Here is a 14,135-nt window from a genome sequence, read left to right on the forward strand (position 1 = left end):
CCAGGGCGGGAGGGGGCTGGCAGTATCGCCCCGATGAAGGCTCCCCGGATCAGCAGGCGCCGGGCCGTGCAGGCGGTGCTGGCGAGCGCGGCGGCGACCGCGCTGCTGCTGTGGTGGCTGCTGCCCGCCGACGGGCCGTCGCGCCCCCGGGGGACCGTGTCGTTCTCGACCGGGTCGCGCAACGGCGTCTACGAGACCTACGGCAAGCGGCTCCAGCCCTACCTGCGCACCGATCTGCCGGGCGTCCAGGTGCGGCTCGTGCCCTCCGAGGGCTCGGTGGACAACGTGCGCCGGGTGGCGACCGGGAAGGCGGACTTCGCCATCGCCGCGGCCGACGCGGTCGCGGACTACCGGGGCGCGGGGGCCGGGCGGCTGCGGGCCTGCGCGCGGCTGTACGACGACTACATGCAGCTGGTGGTGCCCGCCGGCTCCGCGGTGCGGTCGGCGAAGGACCTGCGGGGGCTGCGCGTCGGCGTGGGCCAGCCCAGCTCGGGAGTGAACCTCATAGCGCGGCGGCTGCTCACCGCGGCGGGGCTCGGGCACGAGGGGGACGTGCACCGGGAGCCCGTCGGCATCGACACGGCGCCGCAACTGCTGCGCGAGGGCAAGCTGGACGCGTTCTTCTGGTCGGGCGGGCTGCCGACCAAGGCCGTGACGGATCTGGCGGAGCGCTCCGACATCAGGCTGGTCCAGCTCGGCGACCTCGTGACAGCGCTGCACTCCGGGCGCGACGAGTCCGGCTACTACCGGCAGGCCCTGATGCCGGCGGACGCCTATCCGAGGATCCAGGGCGGGCGGGCCGTGCAGACGATCGCGGTGGCCAATCTGCTGATCACCACGGACCGGGAGGACACCGGGCTGGTGGAGCGGCTCACCCGGACCGTCATCGACAGCCGGGACCGGATCGGCCAGGAGGTGCACGCCGCACAGCTGGTGGATCTGCGGACGGCCGTCTTCACCGACCCGCTCCCGCTGCACGCGGGGGCCGAGCGCTACTACCGCTCCGTGAAGCCGTAGGCCCGCCGGCGTGCTCCCGGCGGCATTGTGCCGTGCCCCGGCGCGCGGGCCGCGGGCCCTTTAAGCGGCGTTCCGTCCGACATGTGATCATCTCCCTTCCCGGGGGCCGATGTTCATCCCTGGCGCCGCCCCATAACCTGTAGCCGACCACGGACCGATGGGGGCACAGGCATGAGCACTGAGGGTATTCCGGAGACCCTCATCGACGGCCGCTACGAGTTGCGCCGGCAGCTCGGGCGCGGCGGCATGGGCGTGGTCTGGGAGGCGTACGACAACCGGCTCGGCCGTCAGGTCGCCGTCAAGGAACTGTTGTTCCGCGGCGCGCTGGACCCCGAGACGCAGGCGCAGTGGGTGGAGCGGGCGCGCCGCGAGGCGCAGGCGATCGCCCGCATCGGGCACGAGCACGTGGTCGCGGTGCACGACGTGATCGAGGCCGAGGGCCAGGTCTGGATCGTCATGGAGCAGGTCAACCCGCATTCGCTGGCGGACCAGTTGCGCGAGCGGGGCCGCCTGCCGGCGATGCAGGCGGCGCAGATCGGTCTGGAGGTGCTGCGCGGACTGCGCGCGGTGCACGCGGCCGGCGTGCTGCACCGGGACGTGAAGCCGCACAACATCCTCTTCCGGCGCGACGGCCGCGCCGTGCTGATGGACTTCGGCATCGCCACCTTCGAGGGCGCGGCCCAGGTGACGCGGCTGCACGAGACCGTGGGCACCCCGCAGTACCTCGCCCCCGAGGTGGCCAACCGGCAGCCCCCGACACCCGCCTCCGACCTGTGGTCGCTGGGCGTCACGCTGTACGAGATGGTCGAGGGCAGGGCGCCCTTCCGCGGGCCGACGCCGTACGAGGTGCTGGAGGCGGTGCGCACCTCGGAGCCGCCGCCGATGACGCACGGCGGGCCCCTGCGCCCGCTGATCGACGGGCTGCTGGTGAAGGACCCGGCGGCGCGGACGACGGCGCAGCGCGCCGAGCAGTTGCTGCAGCACGTGGCGCAGGAGACCCCGCAGTTCCCCCTGCCCGTGCTGTCCGACTACGACCCGCAGGCCACGGGGACGGAGTCGGCACCGGTGCAGGAGCCGCTCACGGACCCGTCGGTGGCGGAGGGCGCCGGGCCGGCGCCGCGGCCCGGCAGGCGCCCCGCGTGGCGGCGCTGGCGCGCGCTGCTGGCGGGCGGTGTGGGGCTGGTGGTGCTGGCGGCGGCGGGCTGGTTCGCCACCGACGGGCTGCGGGACGGCAACGGGCTGCGGCTGGCCGGGTCGCCGACGTACCAGGCGGCCCGCGAGCGGGGTTATCTGCTCGTCGGCGTCAAGAAGGACCAGCCCGGGCTCAGTCTCGCCTCGTCGACCGCCAAGGGCGGCTACGAGGGCTTCGACATCGACCTGGCCTGGGCGATCGCGCGCCATCTGGGCTTCCAGCAGGTCCAGTTCACGGTCGTGGACACCCAGTCCCGCGAGTACCGGCTGCGGGCCGGGCAGGTCGACCTGATAGTGGCCAGCTACTCGATAACGCCGGAGCGCAAGAAGCTGGTCGACTTCGCGGGCCCGTACTACCAGGCGGCGCAGGACTTCCTGGTGCGGACGAACTCGCCCATCCACGGCGCGCAGGACCTGTTCGGCCGCAAGGTGTGCACGGTCACGGACTCCACTCCCGCCGAGCGGCTGGGGAAGCAGTTCCCGCTGATAAAGACCGACCAGCAGGCCTCGTACGGGATCTGCGTCGAAGAACTACTGGCCGGCCACGTCGACGCCGTCTCCACCGACGACATCATCCTCGCCGGCTACCAGGCCCAGCACTCCGCGCAGTTGCGCCTGCTCGGCGTGCCGTTCGGCAGCGAGGAGTACGGCGTGGGCATCCACCAGAACGAGCCCGCGCTGAAGCACGCCATATGCGACGCGATCCAGGACGAGATCACCTCGGGTGCCTGGCGGGCGTCGTACATCAGGCACCTCAAGCCGCTCACCCCGCAGCAGCTCGCGGACCAGCGGCCGCCCGAGGAGATGGAGGACTGCGCCTGACGGCGCCGGGGTCCCCGGGCGGCCCCGCGGGGCTCAGCGCAGCGCGAAGGTGGTGACGACGGCGGCGTGGTCGGAGGGCCACGCGTTGCCCGCGACGTCGGGCTCGGGGCGGGGCTCGCCGGTGACCAGTGCGTTGGAGTCCAGGACCTCCAGCCCGCGGCCCGCGTAGAGCACGAAGTCGATGCGGTCCTGCGGTTCGGGCTCGGGGTTCACCGGCGACCAGGTGGTGCCGGGGTCGCGCACCGGGTCGGGGTGGGCGTCGCGGTAGGAGTCGCGCAGCCCGGCCGCCTCGGCCTCCAGGGTGACCGGCCAGGGCACCTCGCGGCCGCCGTGCAGCGGGGCGGCCGCGGCGGTCCAGTCCAGGTGGGAGGGGACGTTGAAGTCCCCGACGAGCAGCACCGGGGTGGTGTCGCGGGCGTCGAGGTCGCCGGCCATGTCGTGCAGGATCCGGCGCATCTCGCCGAGGCGGCCCGAGGCCGCCTCGCGCTCGGCCAGCGCCTCGACCGGCAGCCGGTCGTGGAGGGCGTCGTAGGGGCCGTACGGCGTGTAGTTCAGGTGCGCGCTCCACAGCGTGACGTCGCGGTCCGCGTCGAGGCGGACGGTCGCGCCGAGGCCGCCGTAGAACGGGGTCGCGGGCAGGCCGTGGCGGGAGACGATCGGATAGCGGCTGATGACGCCGAGGTTGTCGCCGGCCTGGTGGTAGTCCCAGCCCAGTGCCTCGGCCAGTTCCTTGGCGGAGTGGGTGCGGGTCTCCTGGAGGCCGACGACGTCGGCGTCCGCGTCCAGCAGGACGCGCAGTTGCTTGTCGCGGTGGTCGTCGACCCTGGTGCCGCCGAGCCACAGGTTCCACGTCATGACGCGCAGGTGCCGCACCAGGGGCTCACCGGCCGCGGCGACCGGCACCCGGAGGGTGACCGAGGCGGCGCGCCCGGTGTCGTCGGTGGCGGTGACGGTGATCTCGGCCTCGCCGGGCGCGTCGGGGGTGCCGGTCACGGTGCCGTCGGCGGAGACCTCGGCCCAGTCGGGTCCGGCGCTCTTCGCGCATGTCACGGGGGCGCCGCGCAGCAGGCCGCCGACGGTGGCGCGGAAGGGCTCGCCGACGCGGGCGGCGCGGGTGGTGAGGGCGGGGACCAGGAAGGTCGGCGCGCGGTCCACCAGGTCCCGCAGCACCGCGATGCCGGCCCGCTCCAGACTGTCCAGCACCAGGCGCCCGGGGCCGGGCGGGATCGGCGCGAGGGAGGGCACGGCGAGCACCCGGCAGCCCGCGGCCTCGGCGGAGGCCACGCCGATCGGGGTGTCCTCGACGGCGACGCACGAGGCCGGGTCGGCGCCCAGGGCGCGGGCCGCGGCGAGGTAGGGGTCGGGGGCGGGCTTGGTGCGCTCGGTGTCGTCCGCGGTGAAGGAGACCGCGAAGCGGTCCCGGCCGAGGACGTCGAGGACGATGTCGACGACCTCGCGGGACGAGGCCGACACCAGCGCTATGGGGACGGCGTGGCGGGCCAGCTCGTCGAGCAGTTCGATCGCGCCGGGGCGCGGCACGGTACGGACCCGGACCCGGGTCGCGAACTCGTGGTGCAGGACGGCGGCCAGCTCGTCGGCGCGGGTCGCCGTCCCGGTCGTGCTCACCAGATGTGCGGCGGTGTGCTCGACGGCCTGACCGAGGACCTCGGTCACATCGGCGTCGCCGAGCACGTGCCCTAGCCCCGCGGCCACTTGCTCGACCGCCTCCCACCACAGCTGCTCGGTGTCGACGAGCGTACCGTCCATGTCGAACAGGACGGCCTGGAGCGGGTGGGTCGGAGGGTGGGTCACGGGGCTCTCTTTCAACGGGGTGTGGGGGGATGGGCGGTGCTGTCGGGTCAGGCGGCGCGTGCGGCCACCAGGACGGGACGGTCGGGCAGGGTCAGCGAGACGGCCGCGCCCGGCGGCAGCGCGGCGGCCTCGGTGCTGGGCAGGTCGGCCTTGACGTCGGTGCCGTCGGACAGCCGGACGGTCACCCGGGTGACGGCGCCGAGGAATGCGGTCGCCACGACGTGCGCGTCACCGGTGGGGTCGGCGGCCACGTTCACCGCCTCGGGACGCACCAGCACGTCCACGTCGCGGCCGTCGCGGTGGTCCTGGCCGTCGGGGGTGCCGCTCTGCGCGGGCAGACGGCGGCCCAGGACCTCGACGTAGCCGTCGTCGGCCATGCGGCCCGGGATCCGGCTGTTGGTGCCGACGAACTCGGCGACGAAGGCGGTCGCCGGGCGGTCGTACAGCTCGGCGGGGGCGGCGCACTGCTCCAGGCGGCCGGCGTTCATGACGGCGACGCGGTCGGCCATGGACAGCGCCTCCTCCTGGTCGTGCGTCACGAACAAGGTGGTGATGCCGAGTTCCAGCTGCAGGCGGCGGATCTCCTCGCGGAGGCTGGTGCGCACCTTGGCGTCCAGGGCGCTCAGCGGCTCGTCCAGCAGCAGCACCCGCGGCCGCAGCGCCAGCGCGCGGGCGAGCGCCACACGCTGCTGCTGACCGCCGGAGAGCTGGTGCGGGAACCGGTCCGCGTGACTCGGCAGGCCGACGAGCTCCAGCAGCTCGGCAGCGCGCTTGCGGCGCTCCGCGGTGCCGACCTTGCGCATCCGCAGCCCGAAGGCGACATTGTCGGCGGCACTGAGGTGCGGGAAGAGGCTGTAGGACTGGAAGACCATGCCGGCGTCGCGGCGGTGCGCCGGGGTCGAGGTGACGTCCTTGCCGTCGACCAGGACCTGACCGGAGTCGGGGTGCTCGAAGCCCGCGAGCATGCGCAGCGCGGTGGTCTTGCCGCAACCGGACGGGCCGAGCAGGGCGAGCAGTTCGCCGGGCTGCACGGTCAGGTCCAGCCCGTTGAGGGCGGTGGTGGTGCCGAAGGTCCGGCGCAGCGCCCGGAATTCGACGGTGGCGCCGCCGGCGGCGCGCGCCACGGCGTCGGTGGGCGGGGCAGGGACGGTGTCGGTCATGGTGTCGGTCACTCCTGGGAGGCGGTGCGTGTCGAGGAACGGCGTCCGCTGAAGGTCGTCAGGGCCAGCAGCAGCACCCAGGTGACGAGCAGGCTGAGCACCGAGACGGCGACGGACAACTGGGCCTGCGAACCGCTTGCGGTGACGATCCACACGGCGAAGGGCTGGAAGCCGAGCAGCGAGGCGACGGTGAACTCGCCGAGCACGAGCGCGAGGGTAAGGAACGCGGCGTTCAGCAGCGCCCCACGCAGGTTCGGGAGCACCGCGTCGACCAGCGCGCGCGGGTAGCTCGCCCCGCAGGAGCGGGCGGCCTCCACCAGGGTGCGCACGTCGATCGCCCGCAGGCCCGCGTCGAGCGCCCGGTAGACGAACGGCAGCGCCATCACCACGTCCGTGAGGACCAGCACCACGGGGAAGTCCGGGTTCTGGACGGCCACGAACGTCTGGAACAGGGGCGTGCTGGACAGGTACTCCGGGCCCCAGCCCAGGACGGTGCGGACGCCGGCGACCAGGGCGATCGGCGGCACGACCAGCGGCAGCGAGCAGACCACCTCGACCACGGGGCGCAGCCGGGGCACCGACAGCCGCAGCGCCACCATGGCGGGCACCATGAGCAGCAGGACAACGAGCACGGTGGCGGCGGCCAGCCCGAGGGAGAGCAGCAGGCTGGTGGTGAACCCCTCGGCCTTGAAGATCTGCCCGTAGGCATCGAGGGTGAAGCCCTGGCCGGGGACGTCCACGGTGAAGATCACCGAGGCGGCCAGCGGCACCAGGAAGTAGATCGCGGCGAAGGCGAGGACGAGGGTCCGCCCGGGCCGCAGCCGTGCGGTGGTCACACGAGCCATCGCGCGCTCCGTCGTTGCAGGGGCAGGTAGATCGCCATGACCAGGCCGGCGACGACGACCATGTCGAGACTGAGGGCCAGGCCGACGTTCTCCTGGCCGACCAGCACGTTGCCGGAGATGGCGTCGGCGATCTGCAGGGGTACCAGCGGCACCGAGCTGCCGACCATGGCGGCGGCGGTGGCGTACGCGGCGAAGGCGCTGCCGAAGAGCAGCACGAAGCCGCCGAGCAGCGAGGGGGCCAGCACCGGCAGCGCCACGTGCCGCCAGTACTGCACGCCGGTGGCGCCGTTGTTCTGCGCCGCCTCACGCCACTGGACCCGCAGACCGTCCAGCGCGGGGGTCACGGTGAGCACCATCAGCGGGATGAGGAAGTACAGGTAGACGATGACCAGGCCCCAGAAGCTGTAGAGGTTCCAGCCCTTGTCGGCGAGGCCCAGCCGGCGGGTGAGGATGCCCGAGTTGCCGAGGGTGGCGACGAAGGCGAAGGCGAGAGGCACGCCGCCGAAGTTGGCGAGCACACCGGAGGCGGTCAGAACGGCCTCGCGCAGCGCGCGGAAGCGCGAGGTGACCACGGCCTGCGCGAGCAGCAGCCCGCACACGGTGCCGATCGCCGCGGAGAGCGCGGACAGCTTGACGCTGCCCCACAGCGCTGTCAGGTAGGCACCCTGCAGCGAGTGGGTCAGGTTGGCCGTGGTGTACGAGGAGGCCCCGGTGGCGGGGTCCTTGACGGTGAAGGCGCCGTTCAGCATGGCCAGGGCGGGGGCCCCGAAACTGATCGCCACGAAGACGAGCAGGGGGGCCACGGCGAGCCAGCCGGCGGGGCGCCGCCGCGCCGGGGACTTCTCCCCGGCGTCGGCGGCGGGCGCGACGGTGACGGTCACGAGGTGACGGCCTTGGCCCAGCCCTGGGCGAGGACGTCCTTGGCCTTGGCCTGCTGGTCCTCGGTCGGGAAGGACGGCGTGCCGGTGACCGGGGGAAGCGCGGCGGCGGCGGCCTTGTCCAGGGTGCCGGCCGTCTCCATGGCGGGCATCAGGACGGGGCGCGCGAAGCCCTTGAGCCACAGGTTCTGGCCCTCGGCGCTGTAGAGGTACTCCTGCCACAGGCGCGCGGCCGCGGGGTGCGGGGCGTCCTTGTTGATCGCCTGGGAGTAGAACTGGGCGTACTTGCCGTCCTCGGGGATGACGACCTTCCAGTCCAGGCCCTTGCTGGCGAACTCCTTGGCGTAGCCGGCGTTCAGGTAGTCCCAGTCGATGGAGATGGGCGTCTCGCCCTTCTCGACGGTGGCCGGGGTGGACTCGACGGGCGTGTAGTTGCCGTTCTTCTTCAGCTTGGCGAAGAAGTCCAGGCCGGCCTGGATGTTGTCGAAGGAGCCGCCGTTGGCCAGGGCCGCCGCGTAGACGCCGCCGAAGGCGGAGCCGGACTTGGTCGGGTTGCCGTTCATGGCGACCTGGCTCTTGTACTCCGGCTTGAGCAGGTCGGCGAAGGACGTCGGGCAGGCCTTGACGCGCTTGGCGTCGCAGCCGATGGAGACGTAGCCGCCGTAGTCGTTGTACCAGCGCGCCTGCGCGTCCTTCTGGGCGGCCGGGATGTCGTCGAAGGAGGCGACCTTGTAGGAGGCGAAGAGGCCCTGCTGCGCGCCGCTGAGCGCGAAGGAGCTGCCGAGGTCCAGGACGTCGGGGGCGCGGTCCTGGCCCTTGCGGGAGGTGACGGCGTTGATCTCGTCCTGGCTGGCGGCGTCCGGGGTCTCGTCGTTGATCTTGATCCCGTACTTCTTGGTGAAGCCGTCGATCAGCTCGCCGTAGTTGGCCCAGTCGCGGGGCAGGGCGATCGCGTTGAGGGTGCCCTCCTTCTTGGCGGCGGCCACGAGGGCGTCCATGCCACCGAAGTCCTCGGCGGAGGTCGCGGTGGCGGCGTTCTTGCCGTCGGCGGAGGTCTGGGAGGCGGGGGCGGAGCCACAGGCGCTGAGGGCCAGCGCGGTCAGGGCAAGACCGGCGGCGACGGCTGCCGCCTTCGGGAGGGACGCGGGCACGGAACTCTCCTGGGTAGGGGTGTCGGGTCCTGGGGGTACGAGGACCGGCATCACTTGTTTGAACAAGTGGACCCCAGTAGGCCCGGCATCCATGTCCTTTCCGTTAACGCAACGAGAACCCCGGACAGCTGCCGAAGGACAGTACGTCGCTGATGACAACCGATTTGTCTCGTCAGGGAGTTGACCGATGCCCGCACGGACGGAAACAATCCGGCTCGTCTACGCTGACCCCTGTTGTGCGCAGACGGCAGGCGAATGAACGGAAGGGGACGTGGTGACGGCGCGGCACGAGGAGATCGCCGAGGAGCTGCGGCGGGCCATCGACGACGAGCAGTACACGGTCGGTGCCCTGCTGCCCCCGGAGACCGAACTGGCCGCCCGCCACGGCGTCTCGCGCGGCACGGTGCGGCAGGCGATCGCGGCGCTCACCGCCGAGGGCCTGATCGGCTCCCGGCAGGGCGCCCGCCGGGTCGTCCTGGCCAGCCGCCGCAGCCAGAGCTTCGCGGAGCTGCGCAGCTTCGCCCAGTGGGCCCGCGCCATGGGCCGCGCAGCCTCCGGCGAGGTGGTCTCCGCCGAGACCCGGCCGGCCGGCACCGAGGACGCCGCCCGCCTGCACCTGCGCGCGGGCACCGATGTGCTGTACGTCCTGCGTGTGCGCGGCCTGGACGGCGAGCGCGTCCTGGTCGAGCGCACGGTGTACGCGGACTGGATCGCGCCCGCGGTGCGGCGCATAGAGCCGGACTGCGAGTCGGTGACCCAGCGGCTGTACGACGACACCGGCCTGGTCTTCGCCTACGGCGAGCATCTGATCGACGCCGTCTCGGCCGGCACCAAGGACGCCGAACTGCTCGGTGTGCGCCGCGGCAGCCCGCTGCTGCGCGTGCGGCGGGTGACGACGACTCAGAAGGGCCGCCCCGTCGAGTGGTCGGACGACCGCTACCGCTCGGACGCCGTCAACTTCAGCATCCACAACTCCATAGGGTCCAACCCGCTGGCCCGTCAGGCCGGTCCGGGCCTCAGGGAGCCGTTCGGGGCACGGTGAGCGTCACGCGCAGCCCGTGCGGCTCGTTCGGGGCGTAGGAGATGCCGCCGCCGCCCTGGGTGAGCAGGACCCGCGCGATGGACAGCCCCAGCCCGGAGCCGTCCACGTTCTGGTGGCGCGGGCTGCGCCAGAACCGGTCGCCGATGCGCGCGAGTTCGTCCCCGTGCAGGCCGGGGCCGCCGTCCGACACGGTGATCTCGACCCGGCCGGGACGGGTCGCCACGGCGGTGCCGACGCGCACCCGTTCACCGCTCGGGGTGAACTTCAGGGCGTTGTCGATGACGGCGTCCAGCGCGCTGGACAGCGCGACCCGGTCCGCCCACCCGGTGGCCGCCGCGACACCGTCGTAGGACAGCTCCACCCCCTCGCGGTCCGCGACCGGCCGCCAGGCCTCGACACGTTCCGCGGTGAGGGCGGCGACGTCGGCGAGGGCGAGGTGCGCCTCGGCGTGCTCTGCGGTGGCCAGGCCCAGCAGGTCGTCCAGGACGGAGGCCAGGCGCTTGCCCTCCTCCTGGACCGAGGCGATCTCCTCGTGGCCCTCGGGGAGTTCCAGGCCGAGCAGCTCGATCCGCAGCAGCAGCGCGGACAGCGGGTTGCGCAACTGGTGCGAGGCATCGGCGACGAAGGCCCGCTGCTGGTCGAGGACTTCCTCGACGTTGTCGGCCATCTCGTTGAAGGAACGGGCCAGCCGCCGCAGTTCGGGCGGCCCGCCGGCGGCCGCGACACGGGACTTCATGCGGCCGGTCGCGATGTCGTGGGTGACCCGGTCGAGCACCCGGACCGGGCGCAGCACCCAGCCGGTCAGCCGGATGGCCGCCACCACGGCGACAGCCATGGCGGCGAGTTCGCCCGCGGCCAGCAGCAGCCAGCCGCGCAGGATGCGCGAACGCATCGCGCCGGTCGGCGAGTCGGTGAGCACGACCGCCACGACGTCGCCGTCGCGCACCACCGGGGAGGCCACCGGCAGCCGGCGGTGCTGCCAGGGCCAGATCTGGCGGGGGTCGTGGCTGCGGCGCCCGGCCAGCGCCTCGCGGTACGCCGTCCTGGCCTCGCCGCCCTCCGGCAGCAGCCAGCCCGCCGGCGCGGAGGCGATCGGCCGCCCGTCGCGGCCGAAGACACCGGCCCGGATGCCGTACACCTGCTGGTACTGCAGCAGGTCGGCCTTGAGCGTGCCCTCGCGCTCACCGCCGGTGTCGGTGTTGACGTACTGGGCGAGCGCGGCGAAGCGCGCGGTGTCGTCGATGCGGTCGACGACGACCCGCTGCTGCTGGGCCGCGGCCAGGCTGGCGGCGAGCGGGAACCCGAGCGCCAGCAGCACACCGGCCATGAGCACGATGAGCAGGGGAAGCAGCCGGGTGCGCACCGGGCGGGGCTCCTAGGAGGGCGGCACGACGAGCCGGTAGCCGACCCCGCGCACGGTCTCGATCAGGGACGGCAGGCGCAGCTTGGAGCGCAGCGACGCCACATGCACCTCCAGCGTGCGCCCGGTCCCCTCCCAGCTCGTCCGCCACACCTCGCTGATGATCTGCTCGCGGCGGAACACCACACCGGGCCGCTGCGCGAGCATCGCCAGCAGGTCGAACTCCTTGCGGGTCAGGGCCACCGGCTCCTCGCCGACGGTGACCTTGCGGGTGGCCGGCTCCAGGCAGACCGGGCCGAGCCGGATCGGCCCGCCGTCCACGGCGGTCTCGCCGCCCTCGCCCTCGGCGGCGGGCGCCTCCTGGGCCTTGCGGCGGCAGACGGCGTGGATGCGGGCGAGCAGTTCCCCGGTGTCGTACGGCTTCACCACGTAGTCGTCGGCGCCCAGGTTGAGGCCGTGGATACGGGAGCGCACGTCGGCGCGGGCGGTGACCATGATCACGGGAATGCCGGTGCGCAGCCGGATCCTGCTGCACACCTCGAAGCCGTCCTGGTCGGGCAGGCCGAGGTCGAGCAGGACCACGTCGTAGGCCGGACCGTGGTCCGGCAGCAGGGCGTGCAGGGCCTCCTCGCCGCTGCGGGCATGGGTGACCTGCAGTCCGTGCTTGCCGAGCACGGCGGCCAGCGCGGCGGCGACCCGGTGGTCGTCCTCCACGAGCAGCAGCCTCATCCGTTCACCTCCCGCCGCCGGGCCTCCATGTTCCGGCCATGATGACCCATCCCCCGCATCCACGCGGATCGGCGCCGCGCGCGTCAAGCGGCTCCGGGCGCCACGGGCCGACTGTTACGGAGCCGGTACGCTCCACCGGGCCGCGCGCTCACCCAGCGTGCAGGAATTGTGTCCATCGGTAATCGGATCGTGATGCTCAAGTTCCCCTCAGATCGGGTGACTCGGTTCCTCCGATGTCAATAGGGTCGATCTTCAAGGTCTGGTCAACCGATGAGTCAACCGACGAGGATGGAGCACACGCCGATGACGGAGGTTCCGGTGACCGAGGACGTCACGGCCACGGCCGACGCCCTGGTCGTGCTGGAGGGCGTGAACAAGCACTTCGGCGCTCTGCACGTGCTCCAGGACATCAACCTGAGCATCGGACGCGGCGAGGTCGTGGTCGTCATCGGCCCCTCCGGGTCCGGGAAGTCGACCCTGTGCCGCGCCGTCAACCGGCTGGAGACCATCGACACCGGCCGCATCAGCGTCGACGGCAAGCCGCTGCCCGCCGAGGGCAAGGAGCTCGCCCGGCTGCGCGCCGACGTCGGCATGGTGTTCCAGTCCTTCAACCTCTTCGCGCACAAGACCGTGCTCGAGAACGTGACCCTCGGGCAGGTCAAGGTCCGGAAGACCGACAAGAAGTCCGCCGAGGAACGCGCCCGCACCCTGCTGGACCGGGTGGGCGTGGGCAGCCAGGCGGACAAGTACCCGGCCCAGCTCTCCGGCGGCCAGCAGCAGCGCGTCGCCATCGCCCGCGCGCTGGCGATGGAGCCGAAGGTGATGCTCTTCGACGAGCCGACCTCGGCGCTGGACCCGGAAATGATCAACGAGGTGCTGGAGGTCATGCAGCAGCTCGCCCGCGACGGAATGACGATGGTCGTCGTCACCCACGAGATGGGCTTCGCGCGGTCCGCCGCCAACCGGGTGGTCTTCATGGCCGACGGCCGGATCGTCGAGCAGGCGAGTCCGGACCAGTTCTTCAGCAATCCCCGGAGCGACCGGGCCAAGGACTTCCTTTCGAAGATCCTCCACCACTGAGGTTTGCCGACCTAAGGATGATGACGATGAGGTTCCGTACCACCGCCGCCGCCGGACTCGCCGTCCTGGCACTGACCGCGACCGCCACCGCGTGCGGCAAGGAGGGCTCGCCCTCCTCCAGCGCGCCGACGGGCGGCTCCAGCAGCGCCGCCGCCGCCGAACTGCCCTCGTACACCGTCAAGACCGGCGTGGACCTGGCCGGGTCCAAGACCTGGGACCGGATCAAGAAGGACGGCAAGCTCGTCATCGGCGTCAAGGCCGACCAGCCGAACCTGGGCTACCAGGACCCCGGCAGCAAGAAGTACTCCGGCTTCGACATCGAGATCGCCAAGATGGTCGCCGCCGACCTCGGCTTCGACGAGAGCAAGATCGAGTTCAAGACGATCCAGTCGGCCAACCGCGAGACCGCCATCTCCGGCGGCCAGGTCGACTACTACGTCGGCACCTACACGATCAACGACGAGCGCAAGAAGCAGATCTCCTTCGCCGGCCCGTACTTCGTCGCGGGCCAGGACCTCCTGGTCAAGAAGGGCGGCGGCATCAAGAGCACCGACGACCTCAAGGGCAAGAAGGTCTGCTCGGCCACCGGCTCAACCTCGATCCAGCGGATCAAGGACGGCGGCTACGGCGCCAAGACCGTCGAGTACGACTCCTACTCGCTGTGCGTGCAGAACCTCGCCTCCGGCCAGGTCGACGCGGTCACCACCGACGACGCCATCCTCAAGGGCTACGCCGCGCAGGACCCGGCCAACCTGGAGGTCGTCGGCAAGCCGTTCTCCGAGGAGCCCTACGGCGTCGGCCTGCTCAAGGACGACACCGTCCTGCAGAAGGCGGTCACCGAGGCCCTGAAGAACCACGAGGACAACGGCGACTGGAAGAAGGCCTACGACGCCACGCTCGGCAAGTCCGGCGTGAGCGCGGAGATCCCCCAACTCCAGTCCTGACCCTCCCCGTTCCGGACGGGACCCGGCCCCCACGCGGGTCCCGTCCTTCCCCCGGCACAGCCCGAGCCCTTGAGCCTGACGCGCCGGCGGCCCGGCGCGGCCGC

General features: G+C 72.3%; 12 protein-coding genes. 5 read left to right on the forward strand and 7 right to left on the reverse strand.

The genetic code is table 11. From position 1 onward, the window contains the following. Positions 1 to 33 precede the first annotated feature (33 nt). A complete protein-coding gene (locus ABZ883_RS33115; protein ID WP_360912811.1) occupies positions 34 to 1,017 on the forward strand; it encodes a TAXI family TRAP transporter solute-binding subunit in 984 nt (327 codons plus the stop codon). 171 nt (positions 1,018 to 1,188) lie between these two features. Next, positions 1,189 to 3,030 (forward strand): bifunctional serine/threonine-protein kinase/glutamate ABC transporter substrate-binding protein, encoded by a 1,842-nt coding sequence (locus ABZ883_RS33120; protein ID WP_360912813.1) that lies wholly within the window; start codon positions 1,189 to 1,191, stop codon positions 3,028 to 3,030. A gap of 33 nt (positions 3,031 to 3,063) precedes the next feature. On the opposite strand, the gene ABZ883_RS33125 is transcribed toward ABZ883_RS33120, so the two are convergent. The 5 genes from ABZ883_RS33125 to ABZ883_RS33145 are packed head-to-tail and all read right to left on the reverse strand — an operon-like array spanning position 3,064 to position 8,876. Beyond that, positions 3,064 to 4,842, reverse strand: a complete 1,779-nt coding sequence (locus ABZ883_RS33125; protein WP_360912815.1) for an HAD-IA family hydrolase — start codon at positions 4,840 to 4,842, stop codon at positions 3,064 to 3,066. A 47-nt stretch (positions 4,843 to 4,889) separates the two neighbouring features. Beyond that, positions 4,890 to 6,002 carry an ABC transporter ATP-binding protein gene (locus ABZ883_RS33130; RefSeq protein WP_360912817.1) on the reverse strand — a complete coding sequence of 371 codons (1,113 nt, stop codon included), beginning with the start codon at positions 6,000 to 6,002 and terminating at the stop codon, positions 4,890 to 4,892. Positions 6,003 to 6,010: 8 nt separating this feature from the next. Beyond that, positions 6,011 to 6,847 (reverse strand): ABC transporter permease subunit, encoded by an 837-nt coding sequence (locus ABZ883_RS33135; protein WP_360912818.1) that lies wholly within the window; start codon positions 6,845 to 6,847, stop codon positions 6,011 to 6,013. Further along, positions 6,835 to 7,728, reverse strand: a complete 894-nt coding sequence (locus ABZ883_RS33140; protein WP_360912820.1) for an ABC transporter permease subunit — start codon at positions 7,726 to 7,728, stop codon at positions 6,835 to 6,837. Before ABZ883_RS33140 ends, ABZ883_RS33135 begins: the two co-directional genes overlap by 13 nt. After that, positions 7,725 to 8,876, reverse strand: a complete 1,152-nt coding sequence (locus ABZ883_RS33145) for an ABC transporter substrate-binding protein (protein ID WP_360912822.1) — start codon at positions 8,874 to 8,876, stop codon at positions 7,725 to 7,727. The genes ABZ883_RS33140 and ABZ883_RS33145 overlap by 4 nt, the downstream gene beginning before the upstream one ends. Before the next feature lie 274 nt (positions 8,877 to 9,150). Between ABZ883_RS33145 and ABZ883_RS33150 the strand changes: the two genes are divergently transcribed. Next, positions 9,151 to 9,918, forward strand: coding sequence for a GntR family transcriptional regulator (locus tag ABZ883_RS33150; protein ID WP_360912824.1), 768 nt, complete (start codon positions 9,151 to 9,153; stop codon positions 9,916 to 9,918). Here ABZ883_RS33150 and ABZ883_RS33155 read toward each other — a convergent pair. Both ABZ883_RS33155 and ABZ883_RS33160 read right to left on the reverse strand, forming a co-directional pair. Next, a complete protein-coding gene (locus tag ABZ883_RS33155; RefSeq protein WP_360912826.1) occupies positions 9,893 to 11,281 on the reverse strand; it encodes a HAMP domain-containing sensor histidine kinase in 1,389 nt (462 codons plus the stop codon). The two genes, ABZ883_RS33150 and ABZ883_RS33155, sit on opposite strands and share 26 nt — an antisense overlap. A 12-nt stretch (positions 11,282 to 11,293) precedes the next feature. After that, positions 11,294 to 12,007, reverse strand: a complete 714-nt coding sequence (locus ABZ883_RS33160) for a response regulator transcription factor (RefSeq protein ID WP_360912828.1) — start codon at positions 12,005 to 12,007, stop codon at positions 11,294 to 11,296. Between the two features lie 303 nt (positions 12,008 to 12,310). Here ABZ883_RS33160 and ABZ883_RS33165 point away from each other — a divergent pair, with 303 nt between their 5' ends. Continuing rightward, positions 12,311 to 13,087 carry an amino acid ABC transporter ATP-binding protein gene (locus tag ABZ883_RS33165; RefSeq protein WP_360912830.1) on the forward strand — a complete coding sequence of 259 codons (777 nt, stop codon included), beginning with the start codon at positions 12,311 to 12,313 and terminating at the stop codon, positions 13,085 to 13,087. Positions 13,088 to 13,113: 26 nt separating this feature from the next. Continuing rightward, entirely contained in the window at positions 13,114 to 14,031 is a 918-nt protein-coding gene (locus ABZ883_RS33170) for a glutamate ABC transporter substrate-binding protein (protein WP_360912832.1), read from the forward strand. The last annotated feature ends 104 nt before the right edge of the window (positions 14,032 to 14,135 follow it).

Source organism: Streptomyces sp. NPDC046977 (assembly GCF_040644455.1).
Taxonomy (GTDB): domain Bacteria; phylum Actinomycetota; class Actinomycetes; order Streptomycetales; family Streptomycetaceae; genus Actinacidiphila.

Excerpts from the sequence above, each read along its gene's own strand:
- ABZ883_RS33115 (WP_360912811.1), top strand. The coding sequence starts at position 34 with ATGAAGGCTCCCCGGATCAGCAGGCGCCGGGCCGTGCAGGCGGTGCTG.
- ABZ883_RS33120 (WP_360912813.1), top strand. The coding sequence starts at position 1,189 with ATGAGCACTGAGGGTATTCCGGAGACCCTCATCGACGGCCGCTACGAG.
- ABZ883_RS33130 (WP_360912817.1), bottom strand. The coding sequence starts at position 6,002 with ATGACCGACACCGTCCCTGCCCCGCCCACCGACGCCGTGGCGCGCGCC.
- ABZ883_RS33135 (WP_360912818.1), bottom strand. The coding sequence starts at position 6,847 with ATGGCTCGTGTGACCACCGCACGGCTGCGGCCCGGGCGGACCCTCGTC.
- ABZ883_RS33160 (WP_360912828.1), bottom strand. The coding sequence starts at position 12,007 with ATGAGGCTGCTGCTCGTGGAGGACGACCACCGGGTCGCCGCCGCGCTG.
- ABZ883_RS33165 (WP_360912830.1), top strand. The coding sequence starts at position 12,311 with ATGACGGAGGTTCCGGTGACCGAGGACGTCACGGCCACGGCCGACGCC.
- ABZ883_RS33170 (WP_360912832.1), top strand. The coding sequence starts at position 13,114 with ATGAGGTTCCGTACCACCGCCGCCGCCGGACTCGCCGTCCTGGCACTG.